Origin of the sequence: Propionivibrio limicola, from assembly GCF_009469695.1 — a bacterium.
Classification (GTDB): domain Bacteria; phylum Pseudomonadota; class Gammaproteobacteria; order Burkholderiales; family Rhodocyclaceae; genus Propionivibrio; species Propionivibrio limicola.
In genome coordinates this window covers 21002-37915 of sequence record NZ_SSSR01000010.1, presented here as the reverse complement: position 1 = coordinate 37915, position 16914 = coordinate 21002, and the positions used below count along the sequence as shown (strand labels likewise).

Genomic DNA, 16914 nt, shown 5'->3' with positions numbered 1-16914 from the left:
TATTAATGCGGCTTTATTTGCCGCCGTTGTGGGTACTTTATCTGGAGCTTCCATGGCCGCCGACTACAAGCAGAATCCCTTCACCCTGGCCTACGAGGGCGCGATCTCCGAAAACGTCAAAGGCAAAGTCAACGTCCGACCCGTCGCTTACAAGCTGAACGGTCTCGATATTTCCGCCAACGTCTACACGCCGGCAAACTACGACCCAAGCAAGAAATACCCGACCATCGTGGTCGCCCACCCGAACGGCGGCGTCAAGGAACAGGTCGCCGGTCTGTACGCCCAGCGTCTGGCGGAACAGGGCTACATCACCATCGCTGCCGATGCGGCGTATCAGGGCGCCAGCGGGGGCCAACCGCGCAATGTGGACAAGCCTGCTCACCGCATCGAAGACATCCACGGCATGGCCGACTTCATCAGCCAGTATGCCGGCGTCGATAGCGCTCGCCTCGGCCTGCTCGGTATTTGTGGTGGCGGCGGTTATTCGCTCGCGGCGGCGCAAACCGACAAGCGCTTCAAGTCGATAGCGACGGTAAGCATGTTCAACTCCGGGCGCGTGTGCCGCAATGGCTACGTCGATTCGGCACTGAACACGATCCAGACCCGCTTGCAGCAAGCCTCAGCAGCCCGCGCCCAGGAAGCGGCTGGCGGCACGGTTCTCTATTCCGGCGATGCCAACCTGACCGACGAACAGATCGCCAAATTGCCGTTCGATCTGTACCGGCAGGGCTACGAGTACTACTGGAAGACGCACGCGCACCCCAACTCGACCTTCAAGTACACCACGAGCAGCTTGCTGGACCTGATGCGCTTCGATGCCACCAACCAGATCGAACTGATCGACAAACCGTTGTTGATGATCGCCGGCAGCAAGGCCGATAGCCTGTACATGACCGAGGACGCGTTCGCCAAGGCCACCGGCGCGAAGGACAAGGAACTGTTCCTGATCGAAGGCGCGACGCACATCGAAACCTACTGGAAACAGCCCTACGTGAATAAGGCGGTGGAGAAGCTGACCCGGTTCTACGGCAAGTCGCTCTGAGGCGATTCTTGGGGCACCCGCATAAGGCGCCCCATTGTTTGAAATCCATGAAAAAAAGGAGTGCGTCATGAGCAAAACAGCACTTGATGAGCAAAGACGTAAATTCATCGGCACCTCAATGGCGGTCGCCTCCGGCGCAGCCGTTGTCGGCTCCGGGCTGCTGGGGAGCGTAGAAGCGCAAGCTGCGGCCGGGTCGGCGAGTTCCGGTCGGTCGACCGCCACCGTGCAGATCAGCGCCCGGCGAAAACTCGGTCAACTGGAAGTCTCCAGTATCGGCCTCGGCGTCCAGAACATGGCCCGCACCTACCAGACGACGGTCCCCGCCCGGCCCGAGATGATCGATATCATCCGCACGGCCTATGAACGCGGCGTCACCTTCTTCGACACCGCCGAAGCCTACGGCCCGCATGAATGCGAGCGGATTCTCGGCGAAGCCATCGCGCCGTTCCGCGATAAGGTCGTGATCACCAGCAAGTTCGGCTGGAACATCGATCTTGAGACCGGTGCGCGAGGCCCGGGGCTGATCAGCCGTCCGGACCATATCAAGCTCGCCGTCGAGGGCATGCTCAAGCGCCTGCGCACGGACCGCATCGATCTGCTCTACCAGCACCGCGTCGATCCGCAGGTGCCGATCGAGGACGTGGCCGGCGCGATCAAGGATCTGATGGCCCAGGGCAAGGTGTTGCACTGGGGGCTGTCCGAGATGGGGCTGAAGACCTTGCGCCGTGCCCATGCCGAGCTGCCCGTGACGGCCGTCCAGAGCGAGTATTCGATGTTCTGGCGCGGCCCGGAGAAGGAAGTCCTGCCCGTGTGCGAGGAGCTGGGCATCGGTTTCGTGCCGTGGAGCCCGGTCGGGGTCGGTTTCCTTACCGGCGCCATCGACGAGGGAACGAACTTTGCCGACGGCGATTTCCGCAAGACAGAGACCCGCTTTTCGTCCGAGAATCGGGCGCACAACCTGGCGCTCGTAAGGCTTGTGAAAACCTGGGCCGAACGCAAGAACACGACCCCGGCCCGGATCGCCCTGGCCTGGCTTCTGGCGCAGAAGCCTTGGATCGTGCCCATCCCCGGCACCACCCAGATGGCGCACATGCTCGACAACATCGGCGCGTCGGCAGTCACCTTCGGCGCCGACGAGCTTGCGGCGCTGAATGCGGCATTGGCGGGGATCACGATCCATGGCGAACGGCTGCCGCCGGCCGTGCAAGCCTTCAGCGACGTCGAGGCACCGCTGAAGTAACGTCGGCGAGAGATTGCGCTCGATCGGGAAACCCGAATGAAAGGAATTGCATGAACATCAAACGCCAGAGTGTTCGACTACTCGTTACGCTGGCCTTCGCGGCGCTGTCGGTATCGCCGCTGACCCATGCCGCACCGGGCGATGCGACAAAGCCGCTGATGATTCAGGAACAGGGCAGCTTTGCGGCCGGCGGCACCGTGATCCGGAGTCCCGGCAGCTACGATCCGTTGAATGAAGCCTCCGGCGGGCAAACCCTGCACGGGGATCATGCGCGCGTGTTCTATCAGGTGCCAGTCAACGCCAGAAAGTTGCCGCTCGTCATGTGGCATGGCTTCGGGCAGTTTTCCAAGACCTGGGAGACGACCGCCGATGGCCGTGAGGGCTACCAGAACCTCTTCTTGCGCCGAGGTTTCGCCACCTACCTGATCGATCAGCCGCGTCGCGGCACGGCGGGCCGAGGCACCGTTGGCGCGTCGGTCAGCGCAACGCCCGACGATCAGCGGTGGTTCAACACGTTCCGCGTCGGCGTATGGCCCGACTATTTTCCGGGCGTGCAATTCTCGCGCGATCCCGAGGCGCTGAATCAGTACTTTCGTTCGATGACGCCGGATACCGGTCCGATCGACGCCAAGGTGACGAGCGACGCTGTCTCCGCCTTGCTCGACCGGATCGGCCCCGGAATCCTGGTCACGCACTCGCACAGCGGCGGCATGGGCTGGCTCGCGGCGATGAAGAATCCGCGCATCCGATCCATCGTCTCGTACGAACCGGGTAGCGGCTTTGTCTTCCCGGAGGGCGAAGTGCCGCCGGCGATGGCAAGTTCAGCCGGTGCGCTGGAACCCGTCGCGGTGCCTCAAGCGGACTTCGCCAAGCTCACCAAAATCCCGATCATCATCTACTACGGCGACTTCATCCCGAAAGAACCCATGGCCAATCCAGGCCAGGACGGCTGGCGCGCTCGGCTGGCCATGGCCCGACTGTGGGCGGATGCAATCAACCGCCACGGCGGCGATGCAAAGGTGGTGCATCTGCCGGAGATCGGTATCCGCGGCAACACGCACTTCCCGTTCTCGGACCTCAACAACGTGCAGATTGCCGATCTCATGTCGAAATTCCTCGCCGACAAGCATCTGGACTGAGCTTTACGGAATTCGGCGAGCGCTCCCGAACGGTTCGCTGATCCGCTTTGACGCGAATCCTGACCAGTCCTTCAAGCCGAAGCCAGGCCCCGAGACGAACCCGCGCTATCCGCTTGGCGCCGCATTCCTTCAATGTCCCGTTTGGGCGGCGCGCCGAAAAGCCGGGCGTACTCGCGACTGAATTGCGACGGACTCTCGTAGCCGACCTCGAACGCGGCGCTCGCCGCATCGAGATCCTCGTTCAGCATCAGACGGCGTGCTTCATTCAGGCGCAGCCACTTCTGGTACTGCAAAGGGCTCATGGCGGTGAGTTGGCGAAAGTGCTGATGCAGGCTCGATGGGCTCATCTGCACATGGGCGGCGAGTTCTTCAATCCGCAACGTGGCGGTGTAATGCATTTTCAGCCAGTCGATGGCCTTGGCGACGCGATGGCCCTGACTGCCCACCGAGGCGATCTGCGACAGGCGCGCGGCTTGATCGCTTTTGAGCAGACGATAGTGAATTTCCCGCTCGATCAGCGGCGCCAGCACGGGAATCGCGCCGGGATCGTCGAGCAAATCCAGCAGGCGTTTGAAGGCTTCCAGAAGAAGCGGCGTGACCGTGCCAAGCCCGATGCCAATGCCTCGATCGTGTGAACGCTCCGCCGGCAACGGTAATCCGCCTTGTGCGATCAATTCCGCCATGATGCGCAGATCGAGCTTCAGAACCAGCCCCAGGCACGGTTTCTCCGGACTGGCCGTGACTATCTGGGAATTGGCGGGAAGATCGAGCGAGGTGATGAGGAAGCGATTGACGTTGTACGGGTAGGCCTCGCCGCCCACCAGCATTTGCTTCTCGCCCTGGACGACAAGAACGATGCTCGGCTCCACCAGGCAGATACACGGCGGCATCGGCATCTCGCGCCGGAAGAAGATAAGGCTCGAAATCGGCGTCGGACAGTCCGTGTTGCCGACCGTCCTGCGCCCGAGGCTTTCAAGCATTGCCCCGCGCAGGGGGTCGATTGTTGCGGCTTCGTGTCGTTCAGCCTGTTCTTGAGTCGGCATGGCAAATCTCCAAACAAATCTTGCCCGAAGAATATCCGTTCGATGTGCCGATACCAACCGGCAATCCTCGGTCGTGGAGGATCAGGCAAGAAATGCGCTGGATTTGTATATCGATCAGAGGGCTAGATCGCAAAAAATGCGTTTTGACATTTACTGAGGACAGCACCATGGAAAACTTCACCTTCTTCAACCCCACCAAAATCGAATTCGGCACCGGCAAGGAACAGTTGATCGGCCAGCATCTGGTCGAACACGGCATCAAGAAGGTTCTGCTCTGCTACGGCAGCGAGCGCATCAAGCGCGAGGGCTTGTTCGATGTCGTCAGCAAGAGTTTGGCCGAGCAAGGCATTGCACTCGTCGAGTTCGTCGAATTCGGCGGCATCGTCAGTAACCCCGTCATCTCGAAAGTGCGCGAGGGCATCGCCTTGGCGCGGGCGCATCAGGTCGACGCCATCCTGAGCGTCGGCGGCGGTTCCGTGCTCGACAGTTCCAAGGCGATCGCCGCAGGCGTCTGCCACGATGGCGACGTGTGGGATCTGTTCGTCGGCAAGGCCGCTATCAAGTCTGCGCTACCAGTGTTCTCCATCCTGACGCTGGCCGCAACCGGCAGTGAAATGAATCCGGGAGCGGTGGTTACCAATGATGAAACCAAAGAAAAATTCTTCATCATGGCGGCGCCGCTGTTTCCCAAGGTGTCCATCGTCAATCCGGCGCTGATGCAGGGCGTGTCCCGTGACTATCTTGTTTATTCGGCTTCGGATGTTATTGCGCATCTGATCGAGGCGTATTTCACTGCAACCGTGCATCCGAAGCTGCAATCGCGCCTGGTCGAATCCCTGATCAACACGGTGATTGAGACGACTGAGACGCTGCTGGCCGACCCGGCGGACTATGACGCCCGCGCCCAGTTCGCCTGGGCCGCGACCTTGGCGCTGAACGGCCTGACGTATTCCGGTGCAGCAGGGTTCAGTTATCCCAACCACGCCATCGAGCACTCGCTCTCCGCGCTGTTCAACGTGCCGCACGGTGCCGGTCTGTCGGTCGTGGTTCCGGGCTGGATGAAGTGGTACCGCGACCGCAACCCGGCCCAGTTCGAGCGCTTCGCCAGGAACGTGTTTGGCGTTGATGGCGGCGAGCATGGCATTGCCGCGTTGGAAGCTTGGTTCGACAAGATCGGCACGCCGACGCGCCTGCCGCAACTGGGCATCAAGGAAGCGGACCTGCCGGCCATCGTCGAGAACGTGCAGCGCAATGTGCGCATCTTCGGCATCGCCGAGACCTACCCCCCGGAAGTGGTGACGGCCATTCTGAAGAACGCGCTGTAGCCGCTCGTTTTAATAGCCACACCCAGGAGTAAACCTCAATGAGCACTCTGCTTTCCCGCAAGAAATTCATCCAAAGCGCCATCGTCGCCTGTGCCGCCATGTGCGCCGGCGCCCCCGCTGTTCTGGCGCAGAGCAATTCGGTTTCAATCGGGGGCCATGCCCTCAACCTGACTCAGGAATGGGACAAGACCTTCCCGAAGAGCAACAAGGTCGACCATCAGAAAGTGACGTTCAAGAACCGCTATGGCGTTACCCTGTCCGGCGATTTGTACCTGCCGAAAAACCGTGGCAACCAGCAGCTGGCAGCGCTTGCCGTTACCGGTCCGTTCGGCGCGGTGAAGGAGCAATCGTCCGGACTGTATGCGCAGACCATGGCCGAGCGCGGCTATGTCACGCTGGCGTTCGATCCGTCGTATACCGGTGAGAGCGGCGGCGAGCCGCGCAATGTGGCCTCTCCCGACATCAATACCGAGGACTTCAGCGCGGCCGTGGATTTTCTCGGCCTGCATGCTTCGGTCGATCGCAACCGCATCGGCATCATCGGCATCTGCGGTTTTGGCGGCATGGGCCTGAATGCCACGGCGGTGGACAAGCGCATCAAGGCAGTGGTCACCACGAGCATGTACGACATGTCGCGCGTGATGGCAAAGGGCTATTACGACAAGATGACTCCGGAGCAGCGCGGCCAGGCGCTGGAGAAAATGAGCCAGCAGCGCTGGGCCGACGCGGAGAAAGGCGGCCCGACAGCCGGACCGCGCATTCTGCCCGAGACGCTGGCAGGCATCACCGATCCCGTCGTCCGGATGTACTTCGACTACTACCGCACGCCGCGCGGCTTCCACACGCGCTCGCCGAACTCGAATGGTGCCTGGACGGCCACCACGCCGATCTCGTTCATGAACATGCCGTTGCTGACCTACATCAAGGAAATCTCGCCGCGTCCGATGCTGCTGATTGCGGGAGAAAACGCGCATTCGCGCTACTTCAGTGAAGATGCATACAAGGCCGCAGCGCAGCCGAAGGAACTCCTGATCCTCAAGGACACCGACCACGTCGATCTGTACGATCGCGTGGATAAAATCCCGTTCGACAAGATCGCGGATTTCTTCGGCAAAAACTTGAAATAAGCAATGCGGAGGCCACCGGGCGATTGTGGAGTCGCTTTCAGGTGGCCTCTTTCGGCTCGATCGGGAACCCGATTATTTGGATTCGGTCGGCTGTCAAAATGCAACAGTGCGCCGATTCGATTGTTCAACTCCGTTCATAAGCCCATGCGGACCACGATTCAAAATCGTGTTGGCGCTTCTTGGTAAAGTCCGGCATGTTCGGAATCGTTTCTACGCGTATCCTGAATTTCGGACATCGATTGCTGCTCGCGCGGCCGCCCAATTGTTTGGTTTTATAAGCAGAGGATTCATGTTCCATTTTCTTACCGGCCTCATCGGACTCTATGTCATCTGGCGGTTTATCCCGCGTTTCGCCCTGAAACCCGGCCACAAGGCGTTGCTGGCGTTGGCGATCGTGCTGATTTCCCAGCATCACCTGATCAGCCGCACCTTCTTCGGCACCCTTGCGTCGCCCGAGTTGCCGTTTGGCGTGCTGGTGCTCCATGGGTGGCTGTTCGGCGCGCTCATCCTGTTGGCGGCGTTCCTGTTCCTGAAGGATATCGGCGCGCTGGTGTTGCCGAAGCGCGTCGCCGTTGCGTCCTTCGTGCCCTTGCACAAGCCGCGTTCGCGGATTTTTTCCACTCGACTGAACTACGCGCTCTGCCTCGCGCCGCTCGCGCTTTCGGGTGCCGGCGTGTGGGAGTCGGTCCGCGTGCCCGACGTCCGCACGGTGGAAATCACACTGCCGCGCCTGCCCGCCGAACTGGACGGGCTGCGCGTGGTGCAGTTGAGTGATCTGCACGCCAGCCGCTTGTTGCAGGCACCGTGGGTCAGTGCCGTCGTGGAGAAAACCAATGCGCTGAATCCCGACCTGATCCTGATCACGGGCGACCTCATCGACGGCACGCCCGAGCTGCGCGCTCCCGACGTGTCGCCCCTGCGGAATCTCAAGGCGCGTCAGGGCGTGTTCGCCATCCCGGGAAATCACGAGTACTACGCCAGCCATCCGCAATGGCTGGCGACCTTTGGCGATCTGGGCCTGCGAATGCTGCTCAACGAGCATGTCGTCATCAATGAAAAGGGCAAGAACCTGGTCGTTGCCGGAATCACCGACCGGGCGGCCGAGCGAATCGCGGGGCCGATGCCTGATCTCCCGGCCGCGCTGGCGGGGGCGCCCAAGGGCGCAGTGACCATCCTGATGGCGCATCGCCCGGACGGCGCCCGGAAGAACGCTGAGGCCGGTGTCGACCTCCAGCTCTCCGGCCACACCCACGGCGGCCAGGTTCTCGGCTTGCACTACGTCACCCAGTACGCCAACGACGGACTGGTGTCCGGCCTGTACCGGATTGGCGACATGCAGCTTTACGTCAGCAACGGCACCGGGCTGTGGAACGGTTTTCCGATTCGTCTTGGCCGTCCTGCCGAAATAACGCAGATCGTGCTGCGCGCCGGATCGGATGCGCAACCGGCCGGGATCAATGGATAAGCGCCGTATTCGCTCCCTCTTCGGCCTGCCGATCATGGGGCTCGCCTTGCTGCACCCATTGGCCGGCCATGCCGCTGAACGGCCGCTGAAGAACTCGGTCGGCATGGAGTTCGTGCTGATTCCCGCGGGTTCCTTCCTGATGGGCTCGCCCGACGACGACAAGGACGCGAATCGCGACGAGAAGCCGCAGCATCGCGTGACGATCAGCCGGCCGTTTCATCTCGGTCGATACGAAGTCACTCAGGCCCAGTGGGAAGCGGTGATGAGCTCCAATCCCTTCACCCTCCCCCGCTCGAACAGTTTTTACCATTTACCCGGCATGGCCGAACGGCTGCGGAAGCCGGACAACCCCGCCACGGTCTCGTGGAACGACGCGCAGGAGTTCATCACGCGCCTGAACCAGAAAGAAGGCCACGCCAGGTATCGGCTGCCGACGGAAGCAGAATGGGAATACGCGGCGAGAGCCGGAACGACGACGCCCTACTCATTCGGCCCGGATGCGCGCAACCTGTCGCGCTACGCCTGGTTCGATGAAGATTTCGAAACCGGCTCGACCCATGCGGTCGGGCAAAAGGAACCGAACGCCTGGGGCCTGTACGACATGCACGGCAATGTCTGGGAGTGGACGCAGGATGGGTATGGCGAGCGTTATTACGCGGAAAGCCCGGCCGCCGATCCAACCGGACCGACGACGAGAAGCGGAAATTGGGGCTGCGTTGTGCGCGGCGGAAGCTGGCATGTCTCGGGGAACGGCTGGCGCTCGGCGTCTCGCCGTCACTATGCGCCCGACTATAGAGGAATCAGCGTCGGCTTCCGTCTTGCGCGCACGTCGGAGTAACCGGATAAGCTGGCGCGGAAGACGTTGCTCGGGATGGTGATTCCCACAGAGTTTCTCTAGTCGTTTCCGGATAGAAAAAGGCCGCCGAGTCCAAGGGCGAACAGGGCGGCCAAACAGGGGAAAAGTGGCAATAAGGCCTGAAAATCAGCTGTTTATCACCGTGAAAATGTGTCTGCTGCTTGTCGTACCGTCCTGCGCAACGATATCCACGTGATGTTTTCGACATTGCCTCAGAAAATTTGTTTTTTTGTTTTCATGTTCATGTTCCATCTTGGCCCCGTTGTTGTTATGCAAATGTTTTTTGTCACCTCTGGCTGTGCCAGAGGTTTCTTGTAATGCTGCATCCTGTCCCGGCCCCTATGAACGGTCCGGGACTTCCGAAATAATCAATAGTTGTTCAGCCAGGTAGTTGCAAAGAAGTCCAAGCCGTTGTCCCAGTCGGCCATGGAACTTGCATTGCCGAAATTCATTCGTTTGCGAAGAACGGTGTTGTACTGCGGCCAGTAGAGGGCCGAGGTGGATGGATTTCCCGTTTTTGCAAACGCCACGAGGGAATCCGTCATCTGGTTGGCCAGTTCGGTGTCCCTGGCGTCACGGATGTAGGTAGACCCATCGGCATTCGGCGCGTCGAGTTCTCCGTGCCAGAACTGGTTGTCCGAACCGTGTGGAGCGGCTACGGCAACACCGGTCGCGGCAGGGATCTGTGGTCTGGAAAAGATATAGACCCAAGCTGGCGAATTGCCATTAACAACAACGTTGGTTGCGTGATAGACCGACGCACGCCCCGAGGATGCCGCATTCTTGAGTGTGGAGAGCGTGGCCGAAATGGCGGTTGGCGTATCCGATGCCGGCGTGAAGAGGTTATATACGGTTTCCCAGTACCCGCCAAAAATTGACTGGAGGTTTGCTTGGTAGGCCGGGATCGTCGTCGATGCCGTCAGAAGGCTTGTCACCGTGGTCGGCGCGTTCTCTCCGGATGTGTAGCCGGCAATGAGTGGAACATCGTTGTGTTTCCTCTCCGCGAAGAGCGTGTCGGGCTTGTCGGGAATTGCGTAACCGTCGATGCACGGTTCGGCGACCATGGGCCTGATCGATGCAAGCGCCGAGCTGGACGCGGCTGTCAGTACCTCGTCCATGGTTTTGCCCCTGAGAGCGGCCAGATTGCTGGCACCGGTGGCCTGCATCAGCTTGAGACCGTTCTGTTCCTGGGTTGCTAGATTGGGTGGATTGCCAAGCGGGCCAGGCCAGCCGCTCTGGGCGACGATCTTGTGGAAGAGTCCCTTGGCTAGGGGACTCACGTTGAGAAGCCCCATCTCGATGCCGCCCGAAGACTGCCCGCTGATGGTCACGTTGTTCGGGTCACCGCCAAACTTGGCGATATTGCGCTGTATCCACTTGAGCGCATGAATGATGTCAAGAAGCTGATAATTCCCGGACGCCTTGTTGGGCGATTCGCCCGTTAGTTCAGGCAGGGCCAAGTTGCCGAAGACGCCAAGACGATAGTTGAAATTGACGTAAACGACGCCTTTCTTGGCCAGTTGTTCGCCGCCAAAACGCCTCGGCGACGAACTGCTTTTTGTGAATGCACCACCGTGGACATAGACGACAACGGGGGCCTTTGCATTTTCCTTGAGTTCGGGCGGAACCCAGACGTTCATGTACAGGCAATCTTCGCTGATCGTGTCGCCATTGGCCGCCGTTCCGGCAGCCTGGGCACAGGCGTTGCCCATCTTCACGGTTGCTTTTGTTCCGGTCCAAGTGATCGGTTGCGGATCCTTCCAGCGCAGTTCGCCGACAGGCGGCGCGGCATAGGGAATGCCGTAAAAGGCTGTGACCTGAGATGCGAGTTTCTGCCCCTCGATGGTTCCGCTATCGACCGCTACCGTCGTAGCTACCGTCTGCGCCGGCGGGGTGATTCCGGCACTGCTATCGGTGTCATCGCCGTCACCGCCGCAGCCATACGCTGTCGCCAGCGCAGCGACCATCAGTCCCGCCGTGATCTGGCGTATTCCCTTTTTGATTTCAAACATTTCTTATGCTCCCCCACATGTAGAATTGACGCATTTCATCTTTTTTCGCATTGATCATCCCTTGACGTCACTTTCGTGACCAATCAGTTTTTTCTATTTATTTCAATGGGTTGAACGCGACTATTTCGACAGGATGACCGTTAGCGATTCTAAAGAGCTATTTCTCCCGAGAGGGGAATAAACGGTAAAAATAGGGTAAAGAATCGGTAAAGCACAATGTCATTAATGCGTATGCACCCCAGGATTTTCGCTCCTCTCAGATTCACCCTCACGACGCGTTTCTGGCTTGCTCTTTTTGCCGTTTCGCTGATCGCGCTCATTGGTGCAGCAGTGATTGCGCACTGGAGTTTCAGGCAGGGCCTTGACGGTTATCTGTACGAGAGCGAATCGAAGCGCATGCGAAGTTACGCCGAGACACTCGGCGATATCCGGTCCGTCAATGGCGACTGGGCTTTCCTCAGGAATCTCGAATGCGGGCTACTCGAATCGAGCATTGCCCCCGGGTTTGAGCAGCCAGCGAGTACGAGCGGTGGTTTGCCACGCGGCCTGGCGCTTTATGACTCGGAAGGAAAACACCTCGCGGGAAGCCGGGAGATTCCCACTGATGTGCTTCGGGAGCCGGTCGTTGCCAATGGAAAGCCCGTTGGCTTTCTGGTTGGCGAACCGCGCCGCCGTCTGTCTATCGAGGTTGACAAGCGTTTCGTGCAACACCAGTTGCAATCGATCTGGATCATCGCCGCCGCATCGCTTGGTGTCATTTCCCTGCTTAATTATCTGCTCGCGCGCAATTTCCTCTCGCCGATCAGGAGTCTCATCGACGGTACGCGCAAGCTCGCTCAGGGGGACTACACGGTTCAGGTTCCAGAGAATCGAAATGACGAGCTTGGCGAACTGTCCGCCAACTTCAATTCCATGTCCGTCATCCTGCAGAACAATGCTTTGATGCGCCGGCAGTTGATGGCGGACGTTGCCCACGAACTGCGGACTCCGCTGGCCGTCATGAGCAGCCAGCTGGAAAATCTCGAGGATGGCGTTTTCCCGCTTACGGCTGACAACCTGCGCCCGCTACGGGAAGAAATCGATACGCTGACAAGGCGGATTAACGATATTCGCCTGCTCTCGCTGGCCGAGGTGGGCGAACTTCCTTACAGCTGGCGAACTGTCGATCTGGCAATGTGGCTTGAAAAGGAAGCCGGGCGATGGAGAAAACTGCTTGTGGCACAAGGCATCCGTCTGGAAATGCGGGGCGCAGCGCCGCTTCTGGTCCGCGCCGACCCTGATCGTCTGGGCCAGCTGTTCCGGAATCTGGCCGAAAACGTTCTCCATCATGGCGAACAGACGGATCTATTGCGCGTCTGTTTCCGCGGCGAGGGCGGGTACGCCGTGGTCGAGTGCCATGACAACGGCGCTGGCGTTGAGGATGAATCCGTGGCGAAAATATTCGAACGTTTCTGGCGGGAAGATCGCTCGCGCAACCGGGACAACGGCGGATCCGGACTGGGGCTTGCCATCTGCAAAAGCATCGTTACCGCCCATGCAGGGCGGATCCTGGCCGAGCGTTCGGAGCTCGGCGGGCTGTGCGTACGTGTCGATCTTCCCCTGATTGAGGCCCAATCATGAATGCGCATATCCTGATCGTTGAGGACGAAAGAAAACTGGCCAGTAACATCGCGAGCTATCTTGAAGCATTCGGTTTTCGCACGACGATGCTGCACGATGGGCAGGGTGTGGTCGCTGCCGTCTCAGGCGGAGGATTTGATGCCGTTCTTCTTGACTGGCTGCTTCCTGACGTTGATGGACTCACTCTGTGTCAGGCGCTCCGCAGACAATGCGCCGTGCCGATCATCATGATGACCGCGAGGGTTGAGGAATCCGACCGGATCGACGGACTGGATGCCGGTGCCGACGACTACCTTTGCAAGCCGTTCAGTCTGCGCGAGATGACGGCGCGTCTTCGCGCACTGCTCCGTCGGGCGCAGATGAGGCAAGGCAAACCATCAACCGGTCTTCATATCGATGACGCGGCGCATCGGGTTTTCGTGGACTCGGACGAAGTAACCCTGACGCCGGTTGAATACCGGCTGCTGAAGATATTTCATGCCAATCCCGGGCGTGCCTTTACGCGTTATGAATTGCAGCATCGAATCTACACGGATTGCCGGATCGTCAATGATCGGACAATCAACGTCCATGTGAAGAACCTTCGCCAGAAATTGGTGGCGTGCGGATTTGATGATCCGATAGCGACAATTCACGGCATCGGCTATCGCTGGAGCTGAATTTTGTCATTGGTCGTGGCGTTGCGTACTCGCTTCAGTCCCTGCCGGATCGAGCAGTTGCGAGTGTTCATGCGGGTCGAATCTCTGATTAGGACATGCTCGAAGACGAAGGCGTTCGTCTGCACCATGCCGTCAACTGTGCTGAAATCTCTGTTCTTTGTTTGCCCAGCTACATCAACTTACAGAGTGACCATTGCGTAGCCGTGATGACCCATCCGCGGACTTCCCCCGCGTAAAACACAAAAGTTTCTCTATAATTCGCGACCTTCTTCGCTAGGCCAGAAAAACAAGGCCGTGTGGACTAGCGGTTTACGGCCATGACGACAACGCAAGAAAGAACGAAATGCGGATGAACCTGAAGGTTCCCTTCGCTGAAAAAGATCAGGCGAAGAAGCTGGGGGCCCGTTGGGATGCCGCCCGCAAAATCTGGTACGTCGAGGCCATGGCGGATATGAGCCCGTTCGCAAAATGGTCTCCGTCACCCCATGATGGATCTAACGCCTCGCCACCCCAAGCCGGAAGTGGCGCGAAAAAACAACCGGTCTCCAGTGCCGTCATTGCAGGAAGCGCTTTTGTCGAGCAGGAATGCTTGTGCGACTGCTTGCCTTGGGATGTGTGTGACAAATGCGGGCCAACGGCCTTGCGAAACAATTCTTGAATTCAATGCCAAAGAAACTCAGAAATACACAGCTGCAACTTGCGTTTCCCGAAGGGGAATTGCCCCCTACTCCGTCCAGCGCATCTGAGGCAAAAGCATCCGCGGCCGAGGGAATCAAGGCAACTCCCGAAGCAACCCCTCGCAAGCGGGGAATTCCACCCAAAATGGTGTTGGTAACGGAGGCGCCGAAAGCGCCAGTGAGCAACGCTGAACGTCCGTTGATTGATGCGCTCCCCGCCGGGGAAGAGGCGGTCACTTCAAGAGAAGAAGCCACCCTCCCCGTCACCGTTTCACCGACCGCCAATCGTGCCGAAAATTCGGCAACGATTCGGGAGCCAGTCGTGCCTTCTGCCTCGTTGGAGCTTTCAGAGACTCCCTGCGAGGAAAAGCCAGCGCCGATCGTCGCGAACTCATCCTCCGGGATGGCGACCCGATTCCAACTCGGCGCTTACGTCGCGACCATCCTGGCATCGGTGACCGTTGTCGTCGCACTATCCGTTGGCACCGACCAGTTCATCGAGACGCAAAAGAGCCAGCGCGCTTTGCTTGCGATCCAGAAAAGCGCTCTTAATCAGGAGCGGAACGCAAAAGCGGCCGAGCTCAATTCCAGGGCCGTCGAACTGTTTTTGAAATACAACGAGCTGATGCTTCAGGTTAATGCCTCCGCCTCCAAAAATGCGAAGAAGGAGACGCGCTACTGGAAAGAACATTTGGCCGTCAATCTGCTCGAATCGTTGTTTAACCTGACCCGCGGCAACAGGGAATGGGAAAACACAATCAGCTGGACGCTGGAAAGGCATGGGCGCTTCATTCAAAGCCAGCGACTTTCATGTGCCACCTATTCGAATGATTTCGTCGCCTATCTGGAAAAATCTTTCGGCGCCAACTCGGTTGCACTCTGCAAGAACGCCCTTGGTTCAGAGTAGCAAAGCACAAAGTGAGCGCATTCGCGGGGCTGGCAGTATCGCGGGTATCCATCTGATTGCATTACCGAATCGCTCACGGTTAAAATAGCACCCTTCCCGAAATGCCCAGGTGGCGAAATTGGTAGACGCGCCAGGTTCAGGTCCTGGTGGTGGCAACACTGTGGAGGTTCGAGTCCTCTCCTGGGCACCAAATCCAAACATCGACGATGCACTCGAAAGGGCCCGCGCGATGCGCGCCGCAAGAGTAATGGCATGACACGATCCGAACTTATTCAAGCCTTGGCTGGCCGCTTCCCCCAACTTGCGTTGAAAGATGCCGAACTGGCGGTCAAAGAAATCATCGATGCCATCAATCAAACGCTGGTTCAGGGGCGCCGCGTTGAAATTCGCGGTTTTGGCAGCTTCGGATTGAAGTATCGTGCGCCGCGGATAGGGCGCAATCCAAGGACGGGCGAGCAGGTCTCGGTCGTCGGGAAATATGTCCCGCATTTCAAGGCGGGCAAGGAATTGCGAGAGCGCATCGATGCCCCGCTGGAAGTTACGGAGCCTTTAAGAAAGGCAGCTTGACCGGGGCGGCGCCTCCCTGATCCGTCGCGTTTAGAACGGCAATTCGGCCTGAACACCGCGGATGACACGGTCCGCCTCGCCCAAGGGGCTCAATCCACATACCCGTACGCCAAGCAGACGGATTCTTTGGTTCAATGGGACGCGTTTCAAACATTCCCCGGCCGCCCTGCGAATTTGACTACCGTCACTCACGCTGGTCGGCAAGGTGATGTCGCGCGTTACCGAGCGGAAATCTGCGTAGCGCAGTTTGATGCCGATTGTTCGGCAGACATATCCCTTCCGTTTCAAATCGCTGGCCACCCGCTGGCACAACGATGTGAAAATTTCGGAAAGCTCCGGTTTGTCGTGCCGGGCGTGCAAATCTCGCTCGAAGGTGCTCTCCCGGCTGATCGACTTGGGTTCCGACGCCGTCGAAATCGGGCGATTGTCGATACCGTGAGCAACCTGATGCATCCAGTTGCCCGTAGCTTGTCCGAAGTGATGAGTTAAAAACCCGACGGGTGTTGCGGCCACTTCGCCAATGGTCTGTATGCCCAGTCGGGCCAGCTTGTCCGCCGCCTTCGGCCCGATTCCATTGATCTTTCTGGCTGGCAGCGGCCAAATCCTGGCCGGAATATCTTCCATCGCAAGTACGGTGGTGCCATTCGGCTTTTCCAGGTCCGAACAGATTTTCGACAGCAGCTTGTTCGGCGTAATACCGATCGAACAGGTCAGCCCCGTGGCCTCCAGAACGGCTTGTTTGAGGCGTCGTGCAAGTGATGCTGAGTTTTCTGGAATTTCGGTAAGGTCGATATAGATTTCATCGATGCCGCGATCTTCGATCCTGGGTGCGATGCGGGCGACCGCCGCCTTGAACCGGCGCGAGTAGTGGCGGTAGGCGTCAAAGTTGGCCGGCAGCAGGATGGCCTCTGGAGCCAACTGCGCCGACTTCATCAGCCCCATGCCTGAAAACACGCCCAAGGCACGTGCCTCGTACGTCGAAGTCGTGACAACGCCGCGCCCGACATATTCGCGCAAACGCGAAAAACGCCAGCTTCCGTCGGCTTGTTTCACCGGTTCATAGTTACCGCGTCCGCCGACGACGACGGCTTGCCCGCGCAGCTCCGGATAGCGGAGCAATTCAACGGAGGCAAAAAACGCGTCCATGTCGAGGTGCGCAATACGGCGAGAACTGTCCATTTCCGAGTGGTTCTGATTGAAGCGAGGTCGATATTCTTTGGAATTTCTTTGGGATT

General features: G+C 59.0%; 15 protein-coding genes and 1 tRNA gene. 13 read left to right on the top strand and 3 right to left on the bottom strand.

Annotated features, from left to right (window positions below):
- Positions 1-52: 52 nt before the first annotated feature.
- From GH659_RS08700 to GH659_RS08690, 3 genes are all read left to right on the top strand, one after another.
- A complete protein-coding gene (locus tag GH659_RS08700; protein ID WP_211364170.1) occupies positions 53-1042 on the top strand; it encodes an alpha/beta hydrolase in 990 nt (329 codons plus the stop codon).
- Positions 1043-1109: 67 nt separating this feature from the next.
- Positions 1110-2282 (top strand): aldo/keto reductase, encoded by a 1173-nt coding sequence (locus GH659_RS08695; protein ID WP_211364169.1) that lies wholly within the window; start codon positions 1110-1112, stop codon positions 2280-2282.
- 50 nt (positions 2283-2332) lie between these two features.
- Complete coding sequence (locus GH659_RS08690) at positions 2333-3421, top strand: alpha/beta hydrolase (protein WP_153111012.1); 1089 nt, start codon at positions 2333-2335, stop codon at positions 3419-3421.
- A 71-nt stretch (positions 3422-3492) separates the two neighbouring features.
- On the opposite strand, the gene GH659_RS08685 is transcribed toward GH659_RS08690, so the two are convergent.
- Entirely contained in the window at positions 3493-4464 is a 972-nt protein-coding gene (locus GH659_RS08685; protein ID WP_153111011.1) for an AraC family transcriptional regulator, read from the bottom strand.
- A 167-nt stretch (positions 4465-4631) separates the two neighbouring features.
- On the opposite strand from GH659_RS08685, the gene GH659_RS08680 reads away from it, so the two are divergent.
- The 4 genes from GH659_RS08680 (at position 4632) to GH659_RS08665 (ending at position 9219) form a co-directional block, all read left to right on the top strand.
- On the top strand, positions 4632-5789 hold the full coding sequence (locus GH659_RS08680; protein WP_153111010.1) for an iron-containing alcohol dehydrogenase: 1158 nt from the start codon (positions 4632-4634) through the stop codon (positions 5787-5789).
- 38 nt (positions 5790-5827) lie between these two features.
- Positions 5828-6916, top strand: a complete 1089-nt coding sequence (locus GH659_RS08675; RefSeq protein ID WP_153111009.1) for an alpha/beta hydrolase — start codon at positions 5828-5830, stop codon at positions 6914-6916.
- Positions 6917-7205: 289 nt separating this feature from the next.
- The gene (locus tag GH659_RS08670; RefSeq protein ID WP_153111008.1) at positions 7206-8381 is read left to right on the top strand and encodes a metallophosphoesterase; all 1176 of its coding nucleotides are present in this window, start codon (positions 7206-7208) and stop codon (positions 8379-8381) included.
- Positions 8374-9219: a formylglycine-generating enzyme family protein gene (locus GH659_RS08665; protein WP_211364168.1), complete on the top strand. Its 846-nt coding sequence runs from the start codon at positions 8374-8376 to the stop codon at positions 9217-9219. The genes GH659_RS08670 and GH659_RS08665 overlap by 8 nt, the downstream gene beginning before the upstream one ends.
- A gap of 386 nt (positions 9220-9605) precedes the next feature.
- Here the strand turns inward: GH659_RS08665 and GH659_RS08660 are convergent, their stop codons facing one another.
- Positions 9606-11249 carry a carboxylesterase/lipase family protein gene (locus GH659_RS08660; protein ID WP_153111006.1) on the bottom strand — a complete coding sequence of 548 codons (1644 nt, stop codon included), beginning with the start codon at positions 11247-11249 and terminating at the stop codon, positions 9606-9608.
- 225 nt (positions 11250-11474) lie between these two features.
- Here GH659_RS08660 and GH659_RS08655 point away from each other — a divergent pair, with 225 nt between their 5' ends.
- The 6 genes from GH659_RS08655 (at position 11475) to GH659_RS08630 (ending at position 15679) form a co-directional block, all read left to right on the top strand.
- Positions 11475-12869, top strand: a complete 1395-nt coding sequence (locus GH659_RS08655; RefSeq protein WP_170285852.1) for an ATP-binding protein — start codon at positions 11475-11477, stop codon at positions 12867-12869.
- Positions 12866-13528, top strand: coding sequence for a response regulator (locus GH659_RS08650; protein ID WP_153111004.1), 663 nt, complete (start codon positions 12866-12868; stop codon positions 13526-13528). Before GH659_RS08655 ends, GH659_RS08650 begins: the two co-directional genes overlap by 4 nt.
- 349 nt (positions 13529-13877) lie before the next feature.
- A complete protein-coding gene (locus tag GH659_RS08645) occupies positions 13878-14186 on the top strand; it encodes a DUF5710 domain-containing protein (RefSeq protein WP_425499989.1) in 309 nt (102 codons plus the stop codon).
- 5 nt (positions 14187-14191) lie between these two features.
- Entirely contained in the window at positions 14192-15112 is a 921-nt protein-coding gene (locus GH659_RS08640; RefSeq protein WP_153111002.1) for a hypothetical protein, read from the top strand.
- 103 nt (positions 15113-15215) lie between these two features.
- Positions 15216-15302, top strand: a tRNA-Leu gene (locus GH659_RS08635).
- Positions 15303-15364: 62 nt separating this feature from the next.
- Positions 15365-15679, top strand: coding sequence for an integration host factor subunit beta (locus GH659_RS08630; RefSeq protein ID WP_153111001.1), 315 nt, complete (start codon positions 15365-15367; stop codon positions 15677-15679).
- A 30-nt stretch (positions 15680-15709) separates the two neighbouring features.
- Here the strand turns inward: GH659_RS08630 and dinB are convergent, their stop codons facing one another.
- Positions 15710-16858: a DNA polymerase IV gene (dinB, locus tag GH659_RS08625; RefSeq protein ID WP_153111000.1), complete on the bottom strand. Its 1149-nt coding sequence runs from the start codon at positions 16856-16858 to the stop codon at positions 15710-15712.
- Positions 16859-16914: the final 56 nt, after the last annotated feature.

Coding starts and splice junctions, on each gene's coding strand:
- GH659_RS08655 (WP_170285852.1), top strand. CDS start 11,475: ATGCGTATGCACCCCAGGATTTTCGCTCCTCTCAGATTCACCCTCACG.
- GH659_RS08695 (WP_211364169.1), top strand. CDS start 1,110: ATGAGCAAAACAGCACTTGATGAGCAAAGACGTAAATTCATCGGCACC.
- GH659_RS08660 (WP_153111006.1), bottom strand. CDS start 11,249: ATGTTTGAAATCAAAAAGGGAATACGCCAGATCACGGCGGGACTGATG.
- GH659_RS08685 (WP_153111011.1), bottom strand. CDS start 4,464: ATGCCGACTCAAGAACAGGCTGAACGACACGAAGCCGCAACAATCGAC.
- dinB (WP_153111000.1), bottom strand. CDS start 16,858: ATGGACAGTTCTCGCCGTATTGCGCACCTCGACATGGACGCGTTTTTT.
- GH659_RS08640 (WP_153111002.1), top strand. CDS start 14,192: ATGCCAAAGAAACTCAGAAATACACAGCTGCAACTTGCGTTTCCCGAA.
- GH659_RS08680 (WP_153111010.1), top strand. CDS start 4,632: ATGGAAAACTTCACCTTCTTCAACCCCACCAAAATCGAATTCGGCACC.
- GH659_RS08670 (WP_153111008.1), top strand. CDS start 7,206: ATGTTCCATTTTCTTACCGGCCTCATCGGACTCTATGTCATCTGGCGG.
- GH659_RS08700 (WP_211364170.1), top strand. CDS start 53: ATGGCCGCCGACTACAAGCAGAATCCCTTCACCCTGGCCTACGAGGGC.
- GH659_RS08665 (WP_211364168.1), top strand. CDS start 8,374: ATGGATAAGCGCCGTATTCGCTCCCTCTTCGGCCTGCCGATCATGGGG.
- GH659_RS08675 (WP_153111009.1), top strand. CDS start 5,828: ATGAGCACTCTGCTTTCCCGCAAGAAATTCATCCAAAGCGCCATCGTC.
- GH659_RS08690 (WP_153111012.1), top strand. CDS start 2,333: ATGAACATCAAACGCCAGAGTGTTCGACTACTCGTTACGCTGGCCTTC.
- GH659_RS08650 (WP_153111004.1), top strand. CDS start 12,866: ATGAATGCGCATATCCTGATCGTTGAGGACGAAAGAAAACTGGCCAGT.
- GH659_RS08630 (WP_153111001.1), top strand. CDS start 15,365: ATGACACGATCCGAACTTATTCAAGCCTTGGCTGGCCGCTTCCCCCAA.
- GH659_RS08645 (WP_425499989.1), top strand. CDS start 13,878: ATGAACCTGAAGGTTCCCTTCGCTGAAAAAGATCAGGCGAAGAAGCTG.